Below are 18,771 nucleotides of genomic sequence, written 5' to 3'. Positions count from 1 at the left end.
CCCGCTAACTTATCGTTTAGCGGGCTTTCGCTTGTGGTATACGTCCATATAGGAGCATGGTGTCTATCGGCACGATAAAAAGGCAGCTTAAGAGGAATTACATAATAGTCCACATGCCCCCATCTCTAACGGGAGGAATAATCGATGAAAAATGACGAGAAGAATCAATCTATGAACGAGAAGAATCAGCAGCTTGAGCAATACAGGTCTGGACATAATGGTGAAGCAATGACGACTAACCAGGGACTGCGTGTCTCTGAAGATGAGCATTCATTGAAGGCAGGAACCCGCGGTCCGACATTGATGGAGGATTTCCATTTCCGTGAAAAGATGACTCATTTTGATCATGAGCGTATTCCGGAGCGCGTGGTGCATGCCAGGGGGTTTGCGGCTCATGGATATTTTCAGGCATACGAGCCAATGGCTGAATATACGAAAGCAGGCTTCCTGCAGGATCCATCCAAAAAGACTCCCGTTTTTGTGCGCTTTTCAACGGTAGCCGGTTCACGGGGATCAGGTGATACCGTCCGTGATGTCCGCGGTTTTTCGACGAAATTTTATACAGAAGAAGGCAATTACGACCTTGTTGGTAATAACATCCCTGTTTTCTTCATCCAGGATGCAATCAAATTCCCTGACTTGATTCATGCGGTCAAGCCAGAGCCTCATAATGAAATACCGCAGGCCCAGTCGGCTCATGATACATTCTGGGATTTCATTGCTAATAACACTGAGTCGGCCCATATGATCATGTGGCATATCTCAGACCGTGCCATTCCGCGCAGTTTCCGGATGATGGAAGGGTTCGGAGTCCACACATTCAGGTTTGTGAACGAGCAGGGCAAGGCCCGGTTTGTAAAATTCCATTGGAAACCGGTACTGGGTGTTCATTCGTTAGTTTGGGATGAAGCCCAAAAGCTTGCCGGAAAAGATCCGGATTTCCACCGCCGAGATTTATTTGATGCAATCGAGATGGGGAATTATCCAGAGTATGAGCTTGGTGTCCAGATGATTGACGAGGAAGATGAATTCAAGTTCGATTTCGATGTATTGGACCCTACCAAGATCTGGCCCGAGGAATTGGTGCCAGTCAAGATCATCGGAAAAATGACGCTGGACCAAAATGTGACTAATTACTTTGCAGAAACTGAGCAAGTTGCCTTCCATCCGGGACATGTCGTTCCAGGAATTGATTTTTCAAATGACCCGCTCCTTCAAGGGCGTTTGTTCTCTTATACGGACACTCAGCTATCTCGTCTCGGCGGCCCGAACTTCCATGAGATCCCAATCAACAGGCCGGTTTGCCCGTTCCATAACAACCAGCGTGATGGCATGCACCGGATGACGATTGACCGCGGGCAGGTCGCTTATCACAAAAATTCGCTGCAAAACAATGATCCTGAGCCTTCACCTGTGAGCGAAGGAGGATATGAACATCACCAGGAAAAAGTCGAGGGACGAAAAGTCCAGGCACGCAGTGATAGCTTCAAGGACCACTATTCCCAAGCGACTCTCTTCTGGAACAGCATGTCCGATGTGGAAAAGCAGCATATGATCGAGGCATTCAGTTTTGAGCTTGGAAAAGTGAAAAGCAAGGATGTGCAGCAGCAGGTGGTGGAGATGCTTGGAAATATTGATACATTCCTGGCTGAACAGGTAGCTGAAAGTCTAGGCGCTAAGAAGCCGACAAGCAAACCAGCAGAAGTGAACATGACTTCTCCGGCATTGAGCCAGATGAATACAGCAAAGCAGCCGAATACAAGAAAGGTTGCAATCCTAGCTGATCATGGCTTTAACGGAGCTGAAGTCTCTGGAATGATGGAGATGCTGAAAAAGAGCGGCATTACGGCAGAAATCGTCAGCAAGCAGCTTGGGATGATCAAGGGCGATGATGGCACGGAACTTGAAGTACAGCATACGCTGCTGACTGGCAGCTCTGTTTTATTTGATGCACTGCATGTTGCCGGCGGCCAGCAAAGTGTTGACAGCTTGAATCAAAAAAAGGAAGCAGTCTACTTTGTTGATGAGGCTTACAGCCATTTGAAAGCAGTCGGTGCGGGAAAAGAAGCAGCTGAATTATTGGCAGCAGCAGGCATTGGCCATGAAGACGCACCTGGTGTTGTCATCTTTGCAAACACCAATGATGCGTCAGGAGACAGCCAGAAGTTCATTGATGCAATTGCCGAACATCGACACTGGAACCGGATGATGTAATTTCCAAGTGATTCAAAAAGAGAAACGGATATAATCTGTTTCTCTTTTTTACAAAGGAGGGAATGTAATGAAGGTAATCGTGATTGGTGCACATAGCAGCGTCGGGGAGTTTGTTGTCAGCAAGCTGATGGAAAATGGGTATACATCCTGCGCAGTCGTCAGCGATGAGAATCAAATGGATTTGATGAAAAAGAGAGGGGCTACAGAGGTAGTTCTATATGAAGAAAGGATCTTGCCGACATTATTCAATGGGTATGATGCCGCCATTTATCTGACTGGTGTTAATCCAAAGGCCAAAACTGGCCGGACTGTAATGGTTGATCATGAGTCGGTCATCGAGACGGTGAAGGAAGCAGAGAAGCAGGGTGTGAAACGTTTTGTGATGATGAGCGCCATCATGGCCAATGAAGCGGCAGGGGATGACAGCCGGGAAATCGGCGCGAAAGAGATGCCAGATGAGTTGCTGCGGCAATCCAATTTGACATATACGATCGTGCAGCCGGGAGCTTTTACAGACAAACCTGGCAATGGAAAAATATCTGCGGCTGAAACACTGAATTCAAATGAGCTTGAAATTTCACACGAGGACATCGCGGAGGTATTGGTCATGTCCCTCGAAACCGAGGCCGCTTTTAACAAGACTTTCGAAGTGGCAGAAGGAGATACAGTCATCACAAAAGCTTTATCTTCATTATAGGAAAGGAGGATTTTAATGGGTTTGACGGATTATCTAGTGATCGGCTTGTTTATTTTCATAGCATTGCTTATCCTGGTGCCGGTCTTTCTATTTATCTATTTATATTTTAAAGATGATCACCAGCAGCAACATTCAATTTTAAGGAATTTCCCCGTGCTTGGTAAGGTTCGCTATTTCACTGAGCATATTGGTCCAGAGCTAAGACAATATTTATTCAATGGTGATAATGAGGGTAAGCCTTTTTCGCGCAAGGAATACCAGGATGTCGTTAAGGCAGGCAAGTATAAGGAAAGATTAATAGGTTTTGGATCATTAAAGGATTTTGAGGCAGAGGGCTTTTACATCAGGAATACACTTTTTCCTAAATTGACTGATGAAATGAAGGTCGATAATGCGGATAAAATTAAAACAAGAGTTTATAAGATTGATGGCGAGGGCCTTTTTACAAGGAAAGAACATAACGAGGAAAAATTGGCTGATCCTTATTATTTACAGGATGATGACGCCGTAGTGCTCGGTGAGAAAAACTGCCGCTATCCTTTCAGGGTGAAGGGACAGGTGGGGCAGTCGGCAATGAGCTATGGAGCGCTTGGGGAAAAAGCGATCCAGGCATTGTCGAAGGGCCTTGGGCTTGCAGGCGGGACATGGATGAATTCAGGAGAAGGCGGGTTATCTGACCATCACCTTGCCGGAAACCCAGATATCATCATGCAAATCGGGCCGGACCTCTTTGGCGTCCGGAAACCGAACGGTGAATTTTCATGGGAAGAGTTCAAGAAGAAAAGTGAAATGCCTCAGGTAAAAGCGTTTGAAATCAAGCTGGCGCAGGGAGCGAAGACACGCGGCGGCCATGTTGAAGGAGAAAAGGTCACTGAGGAAATCGCTAAGATCCGCCTTGTCGAAGTCGGAAAGACAATTAACAGTCCGAACAGATTTTATGAGTTCAGCGATGTCCCTTCCATGTTTGATTGGATTGAGGAATTGCGTTCGGTGGGCGGAAAGCCAGTTGGAATCAAGATTGTCGTCGGAGATATGGACGCGCTTGAAAATATGATTTCCTACATGAAGGAAAGCGGGAAAGGCCCGGATTTCATCACAGTGGATGGCGGAGAAGGCGGCACTGGGGCAACCTACCAGGAGCTGGCAGACACGGTTGGCCTTCCTATCAACTCAGCGCTTCCTGTTGTGGATGAAATGCTTCGCCAATATGGAATCAGAGACAGAGTGAAGCTGATTGCGTCAGGAAAACTGATCACTCCTGATAAAATCGCCATCGCCCTGGCAATGGGAGCGGACCTTGTGAATATAGCCCGCGGCATGATGATCAGTGTTGGCTGTATCATGGCCCAAGTATGCCATACGAATACTTGCCCTGCGGGTGTGGCGACCACAGACCAAAAACTCCAGGATGGCCTGGTTGTGGATGAGAAAATGTACCGGGTCGCCAATTATATTATCTCCTTGCGGGAAGGCCTTTATAATCTGGCGGCGGCTGCAGGCCTGGACAGCCCAACACAATTTGAAAGGAAGCATATTGTCCATAAAGACGAGCTTGGCCGAGTATCTCCCGTAGAAGATTTGATTATTGCAGCAAGAAGGGCTCAATCACAAAAAGAAAGAAAGATAGATTAGGATCAAGAAGCCAGTCCAATTGTGGGCTGGCTGTTTTACGGTTAAAATATTCTTATCAGTAAAATTTGAAAGTATCACGCTATGAATTAGGGGGTTACTTGCTTGGTGGGTAAAACAGCTTTAATTGCCGGTGCGACCGGTTTGATTGGGAAAGAACTATTACAGTTCCTATTGAATGGTAATGAATACGATAAAGTAGTAGCGATAGTGAGAAGGTCGGTTGAGATTAATCATCCTAAACTCGAAGAAAGGGTTGTTGATTTTGATCGATTAGATCAATATAACGAGCTTTTTGCCGTTGATGATGTCTTCTGCGCCCTGGGTACAACAATCAAGAAGGCGAAGGCAAAGGAAGCAATGTGGAAAATAGATGTAGATTATCCACTGGCGATTGCCAGATTGGCCAGTTCACACGGAGCAAAGAAATATTTACTTGTCAGTTCGATGAATGCCAATCCCGAGTCACCGATCTTCTATTCGAAAATGAAAGGGAGGCTTGAAGAAGAAATAAAAAAAATTTCATTTGAGACAACGGCAATCTTCCGCCCCTCTTTGTTATTGGGGGAGCGGGATGAATTCAGGCTGGGCGAAAGAAGTGCTGCTGCCATTTTTACGAAAGTCCCATTCCTGTTTGCTGGCCCGTTCAGGAAATACAAAGCCATCGAAGGCAGGACGGTAGCATCCGCCATGTATCAAGTAGCCCAAAAGGATGCAAAAGGTCTGACGGTATACCCTTCTGAAGAAATTCATGATATTGGCCAATGATCAAACAACTTTTGTGAGGTATATATGATGTTAAATCTATTCATATTCTTGGTGTTATTTTTAATGGCAGTATATGCAGTCCTGAATTACTATCCGGCTTTTGGCGGAAAGCATACAGATAAAAGAAAATCATTATACGCAAAGTCTCTGCAATATCGAAACGGGAGGTTTGTCAATCAGGTTGAAACTACATGGAATACAGGTTTTAGTTCAATGATTTCAATGATGAAGGACTTTATGAAAGGCAATCCAGAGAGAAAGCCGGGAGTCCCGCTTCAGATGGCTTCATATGCACCTGGCACAGAAAAAGGTCCGAAAGTAACCTGGTTTGGGCACTCTGCCTTCCTGCTTGAAATTGAAGGCAAGACTATTTTATTCGACCCGATGTTCGGGAAGGCACCGACTCCATTCCCGGTTAGGAACCAGCGATATAGCAGGGAGCTGCCATTTAAGATAGAAGAACTTCCGGTTATAGATGCCGTTGTGCTTTCACACGATCATTACGACCATCTTGATTATGGTTCAATCATGAAACTGAAAAGCAAGGTAAAGAACTTTATCGCTCCACTCGGAGTAGGGGCACATTTGCAGCGTTGGGGAATTGCTCCTGAAATAATCCAGGAGCATGACTGGTGGGATGAATTCTCCTTTGAAGGGCTTGAGCTGGCCTGTGCTCCTGCCCGCCATTTTTCTGGCCGCAGCCTTACCGACAGGAATGCCACTCTTTGGTGCTCCTGGGTCATCAAGGGACAGGATATAAAAATCTTCTACAGTGGCGATGGCGGTTACGGTCCACATTTTAAAGAGATAGGAGAAAAATATGGCCCGTTTGACTTAACATTGATGGAATGCGGCCAGTATGACGCTCGCTGGGCAGCGCTTCATATGATGCCTGAAGAAACAGTTCAGGCACATCAGGACGTACGAGGAAGGCTGATGATACCTGTACACTGGGGAGCTTTCACCCTGTCTCTTCATGCATGGCATGATCCCGTAGAGAGGGCAGTCCGGTCAGCGGAAAAAACAGGAGTCCAGATTGCAACACCGAGGATTGGGGAAACGTTCGTGGTTGGACATGATGATTATCCAGCATCAGACTGGTGGCGTAGGATTGAAATGACAGAGCAGAACTAAAAAAGAGGCAAAACGATGTATGAGTCGTTTTGCCTCTTTTATATTTAGCTCAATGCCTCAGGAACTGGAGTGATCGTTTCTTTTGTTTTCTTGGCTTTCCTGCGGAACCAGCTTCTTTTCTCAGCACTTCTTGTGAAGATTCGGTAAACAGCCGGGATCAGCAGCAGGGTGATAAGGGTTGCGAAGCTCAAACCGGCGATAATGGCAGTTGCCATTGGTGCCTGGTAATTGCCCGATCCTCCCGAAGCCAGTGCAAGTGGAAGCATGCCGCCGACTGTTGTCAGTGTTGTCATCAAGATCGGGCGGATGCGGTTTTTCCCTGCTTCAACGAGTGCTTCCTGGACAGAGTAGCCCTCGTTGCGCAGCTGATTTGTGCGGTCGATCAATAATATTGCGTTGTTCAAAACAATCCCGATTAGCATGATGATGCCCATTCCGGACATGATGCTTAATTCCTGCTGCGTCAGGAATAGTCCAAGAATGACACCGACGATGGTCATCGGAATGACGGACATGACGATCAGCGGGTGGCCCAGGTGGTTGAACTGGACGGCCATGACCAGATAGACAAGGAAGATGGAAATCGCCAGGATCAGGATCATGTCTTGAACCATTTCCTGTTGTTGCTCAAGGTCTCCAGCAGGTGTGATGCTGTAGCCTTCTGGCACGTTATAGCTGTCCATCAGTTTCTGGACTTCACGGTTGATGGTGCCCAGGTCTTTTCCTTCAATATCTGCCGAGATGGAAATATATCGTTCTCCATCCTTGTGCGAGATTTCGTTCGGGTTCTCAACGCTCTTTAATGAGATGAACTCAGATAGCTTTTTCTCCCCTGAAGGAGTTGGAACTTTCAGGTCCAGCAAAGCGGCTTTGGTGTTCGTCTCTTCATCCCACTTTACTTTTAATGGAACGTTTTCTTCATTGATTTTCAATTCACCCACAGGCATCTGTAAAAAGGCCTGCTCGATGAATTGCTTGATCTGCGGTTGTGACAATCCTGCTTTTTCAATTTCAGACTCATCCAGTTGGACGACTTGTTCAACCGAAGTTCTTTCAATCGAGTTTTCGACCGCGACAATTCCTTCAATAGACTTAAGCTCTTCTATAAACCCGTCAGCAGTTGATTGGAGTTCGTCAAAGCTTTCACCTGAGATATTGACTTGAACAGGGGAACCGCCGCCTGCAGACATGGCTGCTGCTGCGCTTTTCAAAGGTACTTTCCCTTCAAGGGCTCGTAATGACTTAAGGATTTCTTCATTTACGTCTTTTTGTTCTCTTGTGATTTCATCGCCTTTTGTCATGTTGATAATCGTATACAGCATATTGCCGTTATCCATTACATAGTTAGATTCGACATCTTGAATTTCATCTAATGCTTTGTTCATTTCACTTACGATTTCCTGTTTTTCATCCAGGCTTAGACCAGGTTCGACGGTGACCATGAGCTCAGCATAACGGTTCATCATGTCTGGCATGATGGTCATTGGAATCTTTGTCACCAGCATCAGCGATCCAATGAGCATCAGGAAGAAGAGGCCGATGACAGCAAAGCTGTGTCGCTTTTTCTTGATGGTCCAGGATATCATCTTGCTGTAGCCGCGCACAAGGCGGCCTTCTTTGTTGGTCTTTTCTTTCTTTTTCAGCTTCAGGAACTTATCGGATAGAGAAGGAATCAGTGTAAATGAAACAATGACAGAGCTGATGAGAGTGATGGCGACGACAACAGAAAGAATGATCATGAAGGAGCCCATCTCACCGCCAAGCAGGCCGATTGGCACGAACACGACAATCGTCGTCAGCATCGAAGCCAATACGGCTGTAGCTACTTCCTTTGTTCCATTAATGACTGCCTCTAGACTCTTTAAACCTAATTCTTTTTTACGGTAGATGGATTCAAGAATAACGATGGACGAATCGACCATCATCCCGATTCCGAGTCCAAGACCAATAAGGGTGAGCATATTGAAGCTGTATCCAAAAACCCACATTGAAGCGAAAGTGAGCAGCACCGATGTTGGAATCGAAAGTCCGACGATCAATGTAGCACGTATATTTCTCAAAAACAGCATCAGGATCGCCACGGCAATAGCAGCACCAATCAGGATGTTACTGGTTACGCCATCTATGGATTCCTTTACATAATCTGCCTGGGCGACCATTTCATTCAATTCAACGCCGCTGACCAAGCCTTCTTTTCGGATTTGCTTGATTTCCTCACGCACCGCTTCTGCCATCTCGATTTGAGTGGCATCAGCTACTCTGCCTACCTGGACAAAAATGAAATCCTTTGAACCATTTTTCCAGACGAATGAAGAGCTTTCCAGGGGCTGCAGTTTAACGTCGGCAACCTGTGATAATTTGATAAAACCATTCGCTGCCGGAATTTGCAGGTTTTTAACATTCTCGACCGATTCTAGCTGTGTATTCCATCTAAGGGAAGGGGAGTTTGTTTCGTTGTTTAGCTGGCCCAGTGTTGCTTCATTGTTTGTCTGCTGGATTGCGCCAATCACCTGTGCTGCATCCAGCCCATTTTTTAATAGTTCGTCACGCTTCAGTTCAACAGTCACTTCTTTTTCGAGGCTGCCTGACAGCAAGACATCATGTACTTCAGGAAGAGCCTCGAGCCTTGGTTCCAGGATATTCTTAGCGAAGGCTGTCATTTTCTCCATGTCGGATCCAGAGACATCCATGAAAAAGTCGTACGCCTGGCTAGTGCCGAATTGTCCGGTCATCACATCTTTGACACCGCTCATATCGGAGGTGGTAGAATTCACCACGGACTCGACTTCCTTGTATACTTCCTCTCCACGGCCACGTTCAATCGTTAGCTGCATGGAACTTTTCCCGATATTGCTGGTCGAAAGGACTTCCTCTACACCTTCAATGCCGAGGATCTTTTTTTCAAGCGGAGTAGTGATGGTTCTTTCCACTTCAATTGCAGGCAGCTCACCGGCATAGATTTCCACATAAGCACCATCCATCTTGATGGATGGAAAAAGTTCCTTATCCAGCTTCAAAACTGAAAAGCTGCCAATCATTAAAACTAATACAACCGTCAAACTGACTAAAATCTTTCTTTGAACAATAAATCTAAATAAACTCATAAAATCCTCCCCATTATTATCGCAAAATAGGATTGTGAAAAATTTCTATTTTATTCACCCAAAAACAGATTATACACATATTAATAGGAAAAAATAACTATTTTTTTGTGTTTTTATTAATATTTCCCATATATATACCTGTTGGAGTACTTTAATCACTGGGTAAATAAAGAAACTTCCATATCCTTTAAGATATTTCCATTTTATCCCTCGTGGTGAGATTTCATAATGAGCCAGAGACAGATTTTTATATAGGGCTCAAGACCGAGAAGGAATAGGCATGTAAAACGAGAATATAATTTCGTAGAAAAAAATGTGAGGTGAATTTCATGTTCAGCCAGGCTCCTTTTAAAGTGAAAATGGAATGGGGAAGAAGAGGGGCGAGGGAGGCAGCGGAGCGAGGAGATATTATCATCATTGTCGATGTACTAAGCTTTTCATCAACCGTTGTAGCTGCATTGAATGCAGGGGCAGTGATTTTTCCTTACCCTCCAAATCGCGATGGCAAAAAATATGCGAGCAGCATTGGGGCCCAATATATACTTGGCAGGGCAGAAGCAGCAAGGACGGGAAATCCCACCTTGTCGCCAGTGACATTTAATGAGGAGCATCTTAACGAGCGTTTTGTTTTAACTTCTCTTAATGGTGCATATTGTTCCTGGATTGCTGCCAAAGTGCCAGCGCTATTGATAGGGTCATTACTCAATGCATCAGCAGCAGCTGTTCTTGCCGGTAAGCTGCAGCAGGAAACAGGAGCGGACATCACGATCGTCTCTTGCGGAGAAATGTGGAATGATGCTCGTGAAGATGAAGATGGACTGAGGCCCTCAGTTGAGGATTACTTAGGTGCTGGCGCAATCCTTTCAGGTCTTGGCGGCAGCAAATCCCCGGAAGCAGAGGTATGCGCCGGAGCTTTTATGGTTTCGGTCAATCGGTTGAAAGAACTGGTCTGGGATTCGGGCAGCGGACGTGAATTGCGCGAACGGGGATATGAAGATGATGTGAAGTATTGCTGCCAGCTGAATGTGACCGGCACTGTGCCAATAATGAAGGATGGAAGATTTATAGAAGGAAATGAAGATATCTGACCTGGTGCTAGTAAAGATGGAAAAATACTAATAGCCTTCTAGAGTCAGCTTCACTAGAAGGCCATATGAACAGAGATATTTATATGTTTTACTTTAACTTCTTAATATTGAAGTTATCCTCCAGCAGCGCCCAATTTTGCGGGAATGGGTACCCGAGCACCCAGTAGCTGACACCACGCAGATTGTATTGTTTGATCAAATCAAACTTTGCCTGGGCACTTCGGGCGTCTTCGAACCATACTTCGTGTTGCTGGCCCTGTTCATCGGTGTAGCGGAAATAAGGCGATGCGGCCACTGTATCGTATTGAATCGCAGCTCCGTACTTGATGGCGCGGCTGACAGCTTCCTGTGGACTGTATGTTTCAGCTTCCTGGCCCTGTATATGGGGAATGATCCAGTCCCTGGCATACAGCTGGAAGCCCATCAGGATTTTATTCCTTGGAATCGCTGTAACTGCATAATCAAGCACCCTGCGGATTTCGTTCAATGGTGAAACAGCCTGTGGTGAACCAAAGCGGTATCCCCATTCGTAGGTCATCAAAACGACGAAATCTGCTATCCTGCCATGTGCGGGATAATCATGTGCTTCGTATAATAGCCCTTTTTGGTCGGCCCTGACTTTCGGGGCAAGAGAAGTTGAAACGAAATAACCTTCTTTATGAAGCGTATCAACGGCTTCTTGCAGAAAAGTATTATAAAGCTCCCGATCAGCAGGAAGTACATTTTCAAAATCAATATTCAAGCCGCGGTACCCTTTTTCACGCATGACAGAAAGGATATTGTTAAGGAGTGTGGCACGATGTGCTTCACTAGCCAGTACTTCATGGGCAATATTTTCTCCGGCTTCAGTGGCTGTGAAATTGGTTATCGACATCATTGGCAGTGCGCCTTTTGCGAGTCCTGTCTGGATAGCTTCAGTATCGTCCTTCATATAAAGGACCAGCGACCCGTCAGGCTGGATGACATAGGCAAACGGGGCGATATAGGTCAACAGGTCGGCTACTCCCCCGACCAGTTCAATGGCCATTTCATCGGAATGGTAAGTGAAGGCATTCGATTCAATCGTTGGTTTCGGTTTTGGGATGACCAGGATCGTCCCTGGATAAAGCAGGTTTGGATTTTGGATTTGATTTGCCTTGATGATCGCCAGTACGGTTACAGCATAACGCTGGGAAATGTTCCAAAGAGTTTCACCGCGTTGGACGGTGTGGCGGGAAGCGGGTATGCGGAGTACGGTCCCGGGGTAGATGAGAGCAGGGTTGGTAATGGCATTCGCCCGAATGATGGCGTCTACAGTTGTTCCGTACCGCTGGGCAATCGACCATAATGCCTCACCGTTTTGAACGGAATGGAATGCGTCATAAGATGGAATGAGCAAAGCCTGGCCCACAGCCAATTGATTAGGGTTTTCCAGGCCATTTATTTCACTGATTTGCGTTACGCTCACCTGATATCTGTTTGAAATCTGCCACAGAGCTTCCCCTCTTTGTACAACATGAATGATCATAATGAACCCCCTCACGAAAAAGTCCTACAATATGCTATGAGATAAAAAGGGATTATATGTTGAAGGAGGACGTTTATTAATCTCATTATAAGAGTCAGTGTTAGCCAGGTTCAGACTAAATTGAAGAAGAGGCGGATTGAAATGTCTGAAGCAGGTGAGAGTTCGGACAAAATCAGAGGAGAAGCCGGTTAGAATGTCTGAAGTAGGTGCGAGTTCGGACAAAATCAGAGGAGAAGCCGGTTAGAATGTCTGAAGCAGGTGAGAGTTCGGACAAAATCAGAGGAGAAGCCGGTTAGAATGTCTGAAGTAGGTGCGAGTTCGGACAAAATCATAGCGGAAGCCGCTTGAAATGTACGAAGCAGGTGCAAGTTCGGACAAAATCAGAGGAGAAGCCGGTTAGAATGTCTGAAGCAGGTGAGAGTTCGGACAAAATCAGAGGAGAAGCCGATTAGAATGTCTGAAGTAGGTGCGAGTTCGGACAAAATCATAGCGGAAGCCGCTTGAAATGTACGAAGCAGGTGCAAGTTCGGACAAAATCAGAGGAGAAGCCGGTTAGAATGTCCGAAGTAGGTGCGAGTTCGAACAAAATCAGAGGAGAAGCCGATTAGAATGTCCGAAGTAGGTGCAAGTTCGGACAAAATTAAAGCGGAAGTCGGTTAGAATGTCTGAAGTAGATGCAAGTTCGGACAAAATAGCAGCGGAAGCCGTTTAGAATGTCCGAAACAGGTGCGAGTTCATACCAAAAACGGTTGAAGCTTAAGTCGATATCTAAAGAAAGACTCCAACTTTGAGGCAAAACAAAACGCATGGACTCTCTTCATCCATGCGTTTGATCTATATTAAACTAATTTTTCAAGGTTTATGCGTTTGTGAATCGCAAGCATTACAGGTATACCTACAGCCATAACCGTTAATTCACCTGCGGCTGTTGTCAGCCATGTGAACCAGAATGGCAATTGGAATGCCAGGTTCAGCTCAATCGCAATCAGGAACATCGTGAATGTGAAGACCAATGTGTTCACAACCATGCGGCCAATGATGCTCTTAATATATTTTGCTGTGAAAATCGTAATCAGCAAGGAGATCACAGACTGGCCAACTCCAAAGACGAGGTCATAGGCGACCATTGGTGAAAAGAGCAAATTGGTTAAAAACACACCCAATACGATTCCAAAAAAGTATTTCTTATTGAAAACGATCAAGTGGTTAAACATTTCCGACACGCGGAATTGTACATTAGTGAAGCCAAATGGCTGGATGACGGCAGAAACGGCAATATATAGAGCTGCAAGAATCCCGTTCCTCACAATCGTTCTAGTGTTCATTTTTCATCTCTCCTAGTTTTTTTACGTGGGATGGTTACGAACCACGTTATTTAAAAGCCAATTTTATATTATATAGGATAAAAGACCTTCTCACAATATAATTTTCTTAGAATAATAGTTGTCGGGCGACCACAAGATATCTCAGCTTAAATTATCTTTATTTTAAAATATAACGCTGCCTTGTTATAATTTGAGAATAGGAAAGTAAGCAGTATGATAAAGGGGTTTTGAAAAATGTTCATAAGAGATATCAAGAAGCATTGGACTGTTCAATATGAAGAAAGAGGGATGCCGCATGTCCAGGCAGGACTTGTGCTGAACCCACAAGACTGGAGGGAACTGGATCCTTTCATTTTAATGGCGGAGGACTGGTTTAAGCGCGGGACTTTCTCCGATCACCCGCACCGAGGCTTCCAGACGATTACGTATATCATTGATGGCAGGCTGGAGCACATTGACAACCATGGAGGCCACAGCATCCTGGAATCCGGTGACATCCAGTATATGAACGCAGGCAGCGGCGCGCGGCATGCTGAAGAGGCAGTCGACAATGATATCGCGCATACATTGCAGCTCTGGCTGAATCTTCCGAAGGAGCTGAAGGGCACTACCACTTCCTATCAAAATGTGTATTCCCAACAGGCACCGGTTGTCCAGTTCGAAGGCGGTATCTTAAAGGTGTACTCAGGAGAAACAGCTGGTGTAAAAGGGCCTCTCGAACCCTTGGTGCCTTTTACATTATCAGAAATTCAACTGGCTGAGGATACCGAATTCACATACTCATTGCCTGAGTCACATAATGCATTCTTGTATGTTCTTTCAGGAGATATTGAGGCCGGTTCAAGTCGTACACACCTTAAAAAGTCGGCTGCGGCAACATTGACTTTCAATGACGGAGGCGAGGGGACAAGCGAACTAAGCCTGAAAGCAAACCTACGATCAAGGGTGTTGGTCTATTCAGGAAAGCCGATCAAAGAGGAAGTGGTTGCCTACGGGCCGTTCGTTATGAATTCGATGGATGAGATCCGCCAGGCTTACCGCGATTATCAGGAAGGTAAATTCGGCGAGGCAGCTGAATAACCGAAACTTTAAAAGTTTCTATTTATTTTTTCCTGTCGAATAAGTAAGATAAAAGTAGAATTAAAATCCGATAATGGCAAACCCAGGGAAACCGGGGGACGCAAAGCTACAGGGGCTAAAGTCATCGACCATGCCAGCCAGATGCCGAAGATTCACATAGCTAATGTATGTGTGCTGCTCTTCGGACAGCACTTTTTATGTCGATTTTAATTCCAATATATAAAAAACAGTGGGGGTATTGGAATGAAAAAGCTTTTAGCATCAACAATTTTAACCGGAGTGTTTGCTTTTGGTACTGCAGCATCTGCAGATGTGCTCGGCGAAACGGTAGACCCGGGAACGACTCCAGACGAGTTTTTATTTACTTTTGACCAACTATTTGAGGAATTGAAGCTTCTAGTTACCTTTGATGATGAAAAAGATGCCCAACTCCTTCTCGAGTTTGCGAATGAAAGGCTGGCTGAAGCTGGCGCAATGTCAGAACAAGAAAAAACAGAATTCGTCCAACAGGCTTTTCAAGAATATTTAGAGGCTCTTGAGGAAGCGGAAGAGAAGGTTACAGAAGTAATTGTTGAAGAACAGACTGATTCTGAAGGTGAGGACGAACTGACTGAAGAGCTGGAAAATGTTTCTGAGGTTGAGGATGAACTTACTGAGGAGCTTGAAGATGAGCTGAAGGAAGAAGTTGAAGAAGCAACGGAACAAGCAAAGATCGTTGCTAATGTTGTTAAAGATCTGGACCAGGAAATGGTTTTACAGCTGCGCGAACAGGAGTTGGGTTACGGCCAAATTGCTCAAATCTTCTGGCTGGCAGAAGCAGCTGGTAAAACAGTTGAGGAAATCACTGCTTTATATACAGAAGAAAAGATCGGATTTGGCCAGGCAGCCAAGCAGCTTGGCGTCCATCCTTCGAAAATGAAAGGTCTCGCATCAGGAAAAAAACAAGAATCTGAAGAAGACCAAGAGGAAGATACAGAAACTGAGGAAAACACAGAGGGATCAGAAGAGAGCAGTACAGAAGAAGCTGGACAGCAAGCAGCTGAAACTGTAACTGAAAATGAAAGCGAAGAAACAGCCTCTGAACAAACCACGGTCCAGCAGGTTGGCTCTGCTTCAGCACAAAGTGAAAAAAGCTCTGGAAAGAAAGCTGAAGAGAAGAAAGCTTTAGCAGCAAAAAAAGCTGAAGAAAAAAAGCTTGAAACAGAGAAGAAAGCTGAAGCCAAGCAAAAAGATGCAGCAGAAAAAGCAGCAGAACAACGAAAGGAAGCTGCAAAAAAAGCTGAAGAGCAGCAAAAAGAAGCAACCAAAAAAGCTGAAGAACAAAAGCGTGAAGAAACCAAGAAAAACAAAGAAAAACAAGAAGATGAAGACAGCGAAGAAGACGATGAGCAAGACGATGAGCAAGGTGATGACAGTGATGATAATGGAAGCAAAGGAAAAGGGAAAGATAACGGCAAGTAACATTGAGCAAGTCAATGCTGCAGAATTAACTGCCAGTTTGATTTCAATGAATTGACGGAATGTACACTGTATTGTATGATTATCGTATAAAATCATATAGTCCTCCTAAAGGGGAGTAGCTTTCACAGCAGAGTCGTCATTACGGAGAATCCCTCCCGGCTTTGCTGGCAACGACAGTTGTTAGCAAGACCTTTACCAAACTTGGTGAAGGTCTTTATTTATTTTTAACCTTCACCAAACCAGGTGAAGGTTTTTTGTTTAGAAAAACAGCGGAGTGGACGCCTTCAATAATATGAAAAAAACAGCTCTGGTTCCATGAACTTGCATGCGAAAAATGAAGGAACAAATCTGAGCTATTTATAGATATAAAGAGGCATTTTACGATCGAAAAACATAAATTTAAGTATTGGAGTGTAGGTGTATGAAGAAATTACAGCTTAGCTTTGATGAACTGGTTAAGAAGAACAGAGAAGAATTGTTAGCAGATCATAAACAGATTGAGCAAATTGAAAAGAAGCTTGATGAAAAGTACATCAATCAAAAAAAGTAAATAGATGGAGGAACAGGATGTTATTACGGAAGTATATGTCTTTGCTAGGAGTAGGTTCGGCCCAGATTGACCTGATTTTGAAGAAGGATGTTTTAATTCCTGGTGAGGCAGTGAATGGAAAGTTCTTGATCAAGGGCGGAACTGTGGATCAGGATCTGCAGCTGATTGAGTGTGCCCTTGTCATGGTGAATGTAAAGACAGAGGAAGAAAGCGTACTAGATACTGTGACAATCGATGTGCAGTTAAGGATCCAGCCGGATGGGGATGATGTTGTGCCGTTCAGCTTCCTGCTCCCGAAAGATGTTCCTCCTTCAAATAAGGATATTTCCTATCATTTTAAAACAAAATTGGTTTTCAAGCAGGGTATAGAAAGCTGGGATGAAGACCTGATTAAGGTTGTAAAAAGATGATTTGCAGGATCGGTGATGGTGAAACCCCCCGTTGGAGCCATTGGGAATAGACTGAAAGGAGCAAAAGAATGAATCAATATGAACATCTTGCAAACAGTGTTGTATATTCAATCCGAGGATCAAAGGCAGCTTTGGTTCATAAAGATTCATCACTAAGGCTGGTCGGTGAGGGCAGGAGTGCGTTCGCATTCAGGATTAATGGTACAGATCTTGTTCTAAAGGTCTTTTTCCCTCAATTTGAGAAAGTGGCCGCAGAAGAAGCCGGGATTTATAAGGAGCTTGCCGGAATTCCATTTTTCCCTACTCTCCACGAATCCGGACGCAATTACTTAGTCATGGATTATGTCCGGGGCATGACACTCTATCAGTGTTTGGCAAATGGCATGCCGATTGCAGCCGGCCATATCGAGGAAGTCGATCATGCCCTTAAGCTAGCAAGAGAAAAAGGCCTGAATCCCTCAGATATTCATCTGCGGAACATCATCATCACACCAGATGATGAAGTCAAGCTTATAGATGTAGCCCGATTCCGGCAAATGAAGCAATGCTCCCAGTGGGAGGACCTAAGAAGTGCATTCTATAAATATTACAGAAGTGAACGTTTTCCGAAAAAAGTGCCAGAACCTGCGATAAATTTAATAGCATTCTTCTATAAAAAAGGACTGCTGCCAACGATTAACTAATTCAATGGCTGCAGTCCGTTTTTTAGATAGGAGACTTCCCCCTAAAAACTAGTGAAAACTAAACATGCTAAGAAAATGTCCTTTATTGAAATCCCGCAAAAAAGAAAGCGGTTTTACTCCACTGACTGAAAAGAGGTGTAAGCTCAAAAACTTGTCCTGCATTCTGAACCTGCGTTATGATGGATTATAACAGTCCAATTTGGAATATTATCCGCAGGAAAAATATAAATCAATTTGTCGTTGAACATATGGAGGAATATAAATGACAACCGAACTGCAAGCATTAGGAGAAGCAATCGTCAGCAGGAAGCATGAAATCGCTAAAGCTGTGCATAAAGATAGGTATACTGAAGCCGCTTTGACAGAGGCGCAGAAATATGAACTTGGTAAAATTGAAGTTCAAATCCTTGAGATCAGGGCGAATTTCATCGAATTATTCGGCCAGGCATTGATTGAGCATGAAGACCAGAGCAAGGTTTTTGAAAAAATCACAAATTGGGGCAAAGAAACCGGAGAATATATCTATAAACTTGGTGCTTCACTCGATGAGGCTCTTAAAGATACAAGCTATTATCGGAATCATATCTGGAAGGCACTCAAACATGAGGCCAAAGAGATGTCAGCAACAGTCATCTTTGAAGTATTGGATATTATTGATCCTTTAATGGACCATGCAATATACAGCTTCAGCCTGACATTTGTCGACTCGCACCAAAAGAGTCTTGAGAACGCCAAGACAGCATTATTGGAATTGTCCGTGCCAGTCGTTCCATTAATGCCTGGTGTAGGGGTATTGCCTCTAGTAGGGAATGTTGATACGGAAAGGGCCCAGTTGTTGATGGAAGAAACGCTGGATCAGGCTGTGAAACTCAAGCTTTCTCACCTTATCTTTGATGTGTCAGGAGTTATGATTGTCGATACAATGGTTGCGGACCAGCTGTTCAAGGTCATCAACGCTCTATCACTAGTTGGTGTCAAGACAATCATGACGGGCATCCGCCCTGAAGTTGCCCACACAATGGTGACACTTGGTCTCAACCTCGAAGGAATCATGGTCAAATCAAATCTTCACCAGGCATTCAAAGAGATTCAAACTTTGCAAAATGCATAAAATTCGAAAG

At 44.7% G+C, this 18,771-nt stretch carries 15 protein-coding genes and 2 riboswitches; of the genes, 12 read left to right on the top strand and 3 right to left on the bottom strand.

Annotation, left to right across the window (positions count from 1 at the left end; translation table 11 throughout):
• The first annotated feature begins 144 nt into the window (after positions 1 to 144).
• The 5 genes from AB5I83_RS11760 to AB5I83_RS11740 all read left to right on the top strand — a co-directional run bounded on the left by AB5I83_RS11760 (position 145) and on the right by AB5I83_RS11740 (position 6,442).
• A complete protein-coding gene (locus AB5I83_RS11760; protein WP_448975551.1) occupies positions 145 to 2,214 on the top strand; it encodes a catalase in 2,070 nt (689 codons plus the stop codon).
• Between the two features lie 67 nt (positions 2,215 to 2,281).
• A complete protein-coding gene (locus tag AB5I83_RS11755; protein WP_448975549.1) occupies positions 2,282 to 2,911 on the top strand; it encodes an NAD(P)H-binding protein in 630 nt (209 codons plus the stop codon).
• Between the two features lie 15 nt (positions 2,912 to 2,926).
• Entirely contained in the window at positions 2,927 to 4,543 is a 1,617-nt protein-coding gene (locus AB5I83_RS11750) for an FMN-binding glutamate synthase family protein (RefSeq protein ID WP_226086948.1), read from the top strand.
• 105 nt (positions 4,544 to 4,648) lie between these two features.
• The gene (locus tag AB5I83_RS11745) at positions 4,649 to 5,308 is read left to right on the top strand and encodes an oxidoreductase (RefSeq protein ID WP_448975980.1); all 660 of its coding nucleotides are present in this window, start codon (positions 4,649 to 4,651) and stop codon (positions 5,306 to 5,308) included.
• 63 nt (positions 5,309 to 5,371) lie between these two features.
• Entirely contained in the window at positions 5,372 to 6,442 is a 1,071-nt protein-coding gene (locus tag AB5I83_RS11740; protein WP_448975547.1) for an MBL fold metallo-hydrolase, read from the top strand.
• 44 nt (positions 6,443 to 6,486) lie between these two features.
• Here the strand turns inward: AB5I83_RS11740 and AB5I83_RS11735 are convergent, their stop codons facing one another.
• Complete coding sequence (locus AB5I83_RS11735; protein ID WP_448975545.1) at positions 6,487 to 9,546, bottom strand: efflux RND transporter permease subunit; 3,060 nt, start codon at positions 9,544 to 9,546, stop codon at positions 6,487 to 6,489.
• Between the two features lie 329 nt (positions 9,547 to 9,875).
• On the opposite strand from AB5I83_RS11735, the gene AB5I83_RS11730 reads away from it, so the two are divergent.
• Positions 9,876 to 10,634: a 2-phosphosulfolactate phosphatase gene (locus AB5I83_RS11730; protein ID WP_448975544.1), complete on the top strand. Its 759-nt coding sequence runs from the start codon at positions 9,876 to 9,878 to the stop codon at positions 10,632 to 10,634.
• Positions 10,635 to 10,722: 88 nt separating this feature from the next.
• Here the strand turns inward: AB5I83_RS11730 and AB5I83_RS11725 are convergent, their stop codons facing one another.
• Both AB5I83_RS11725 and AB5I83_RS11720 read right to left on the bottom strand, forming a co-directional pair.
• Positions 10,723 to 12,141, bottom strand: coding sequence for a LysM peptidoglycan-binding domain-containing protein (locus AB5I83_RS11725; RefSeq protein ID WP_448975542.1), 1,419 nt, complete (start codon positions 12,139 to 12,141; stop codon positions 10,723 to 10,725).
• 839 nt (positions 12,142 to 12,980) lie between these two features.
• Entirely contained in the window at positions 12,981 to 13,466 is a 486-nt protein-coding gene (locus AB5I83_RS11720) for a QueT transporter family protein (RefSeq protein WP_448975540.1), read from the bottom strand.
• Positions 13,467 to 13,472: 6 nt separating this feature from the next.
• A riboswitch (PreQ1 riboswitch) is annotated at positions 13,473 to 13,517 on the bottom strand.
• A 183-nt stretch (positions 13,518 to 13,700) separates the two neighbouring features.
• Between AB5I83_RS11720 and AB5I83_RS11715 the strand changes: the two genes are divergently transcribed.
• The 6 genes from AB5I83_RS11715 (at position 13,701) to AB5I83_RS11690 (ending at position 18,761) form a co-directional block, all read left to right on the top strand.
• Positions 13,701 to 14,546, top strand: coding sequence for a pirin family protein (locus tag AB5I83_RS11715; protein WP_448975539.1), 846 nt, complete (start codon positions 13,701 to 13,703; stop codon positions 14,544 to 14,546).
• Between the two features lie 65 nt (positions 14,547 to 14,611).
• Positions 14,612 to 14,695: riboswitch (cyclic di-GMP riboswitch) on the top strand.
• Positions 14,696 to 14,789: 94 nt separating this feature from the next.
• Positions 14,790 to 16,007 carry a DUF5667 domain-containing protein gene (locus AB5I83_RS11710; RefSeq protein WP_448975537.1) on the top strand — a complete coding sequence of 406 codons (1,218 nt, stop codon included), beginning with the start codon at positions 14,790 to 14,792 and terminating at the stop codon, positions 16,005 to 16,007.
• A gap of 421 nt (positions 16,008 to 16,428) precedes the next feature.
• Complete coding sequence (locus AB5I83_RS11705) at positions 16,429 to 16,557, top strand: FbpB family small basic protein (RefSeq protein ID WP_448975535.1); 129 nt, start codon at positions 16,429 to 16,431, stop codon at positions 16,555 to 16,557.
• Positions 16,558 to 16,574: 17 nt separating this feature from the next.
• Positions 16,575 to 16,967 (top strand): sporulation protein, encoded by a 393-nt coding sequence (locus AB5I83_RS11700; RefSeq protein WP_448975533.1) that lies wholly within the window; start codon positions 16,575 to 16,577, stop codon positions 16,965 to 16,967.
• Between the two features lie 68 nt (positions 16,968 to 17,035).
• A complete protein-coding gene (locus AB5I83_RS11695; RefSeq protein WP_448975531.1) occupies positions 17,036 to 17,650 on the top strand; it encodes a protein kinase family protein in 615 nt (204 codons plus the stop codon).
• A 262-nt stretch (positions 17,651 to 17,912) separates the two neighbouring features.
• Entirely contained in the window at positions 17,913 to 18,761 is an 849-nt protein-coding gene (locus tag AB5I83_RS11690) for an STAS domain-containing protein (RefSeq protein ID WP_448975529.1), read from the top strand.
• Positions 18,762 to 18,771: the final 10 nt, after the last annotated feature.

This window comes from Mesobacillus sp. LC4 (genome assembly GCF_053543455.1).
This window is presented reverse-complemented; position numbering and strand designations above follow the sequence as displayed.

Bases quoted from the DNA above. Each gene is read 5' to 3' on its own strand.
- AB5I83_RS11760 (WP_448975551.1), top strand. From the start codon at position 145: ATGAAAAATGACGAGAAGAATCAATCTATGAACGAGAAGAATCAGCAG.
- AB5I83_RS11755 (WP_448975549.1), top strand. From the start codon at position 2,282: ATGAAGGTAATCGTGATTGGTGCACATAGCAGCGTCGGGGAGTTTGTT.
- AB5I83_RS11750 (WP_226086948.1), top strand. From the start codon at position 2,927: ATGGGTTTGACGGATTATCTAGTGATCGGCTTGTTTATTTTCATAGCA.
- AB5I83_RS11740 (WP_448975547.1), top strand. From the start codon at position 5,372: ATGGCAGTATATGCAGTCCTGAATTACTATCCGGCTTTTGGCGGAAAG.
- AB5I83_RS11735 (WP_448975545.1), bottom strand. From the start codon at position 9,546: ATGAGTTTATTTAGATTTATTGTTCAAAGAAAGATTTTAGTCAGTTTG.
- AB5I83_RS11730 (WP_448975544.1), top strand. From the start codon at position 9,876: ATGTTCAGCCAGGCTCCTTTTAAAGTGAAAATGGAATGGGGAAGAAGA.
- AB5I83_RS11725 (WP_448975542.1), bottom strand. From the start codon at position 12,141: ATGATCATTCATGTTGTACAAAGAGGGGAAGCTCTGTGGCAGATTTCA.
- AB5I83_RS11720 (WP_448975540.1), bottom strand. From the start codon at position 13,466: ATGAACACTAGAACGATTGTGAGGAACGGGATTCTTGCAGCTCTATAT.
- AB5I83_RS11715 (WP_448975539.1), top strand. From the start codon at position 13,701: ATGTTCATAAGAGATATCAAGAAGCATTGGACTGTTCAATATGAAGAA.
- AB5I83_RS11710 (WP_448975537.1), top strand. From the start codon at position 14,790: ATGAAAAAGCTTTTAGCATCAACAATTTTAACCGGAGTGTTTGCTTTT.
- AB5I83_RS11705 (WP_448975535.1), top strand. From the start codon at position 16,429: ATGAAGAAATTACAGCTTAGCTTTGATGAACTGGTTAAGAAGAACAGA.
- AB5I83_RS11700 (WP_448975533.1), top strand. From the start codon at position 16,575: ATGTTATTACGGAAGTATATGTCTTTGCTAGGAGTAGGTTCGGCCCAG.
- AB5I83_RS11695 (WP_448975531.1), top strand. From the start codon at position 17,036: ATGAATCAATATGAACATCTTGCAAACAGTGTTGTATATTCAATCCGA.
- AB5I83_RS11690 (WP_448975529.1), top strand. From the start codon at position 17,913: ATGACAACCGAACTGCAAGCATTAGGAGAAGCAATCGTCAGCAGGAAG.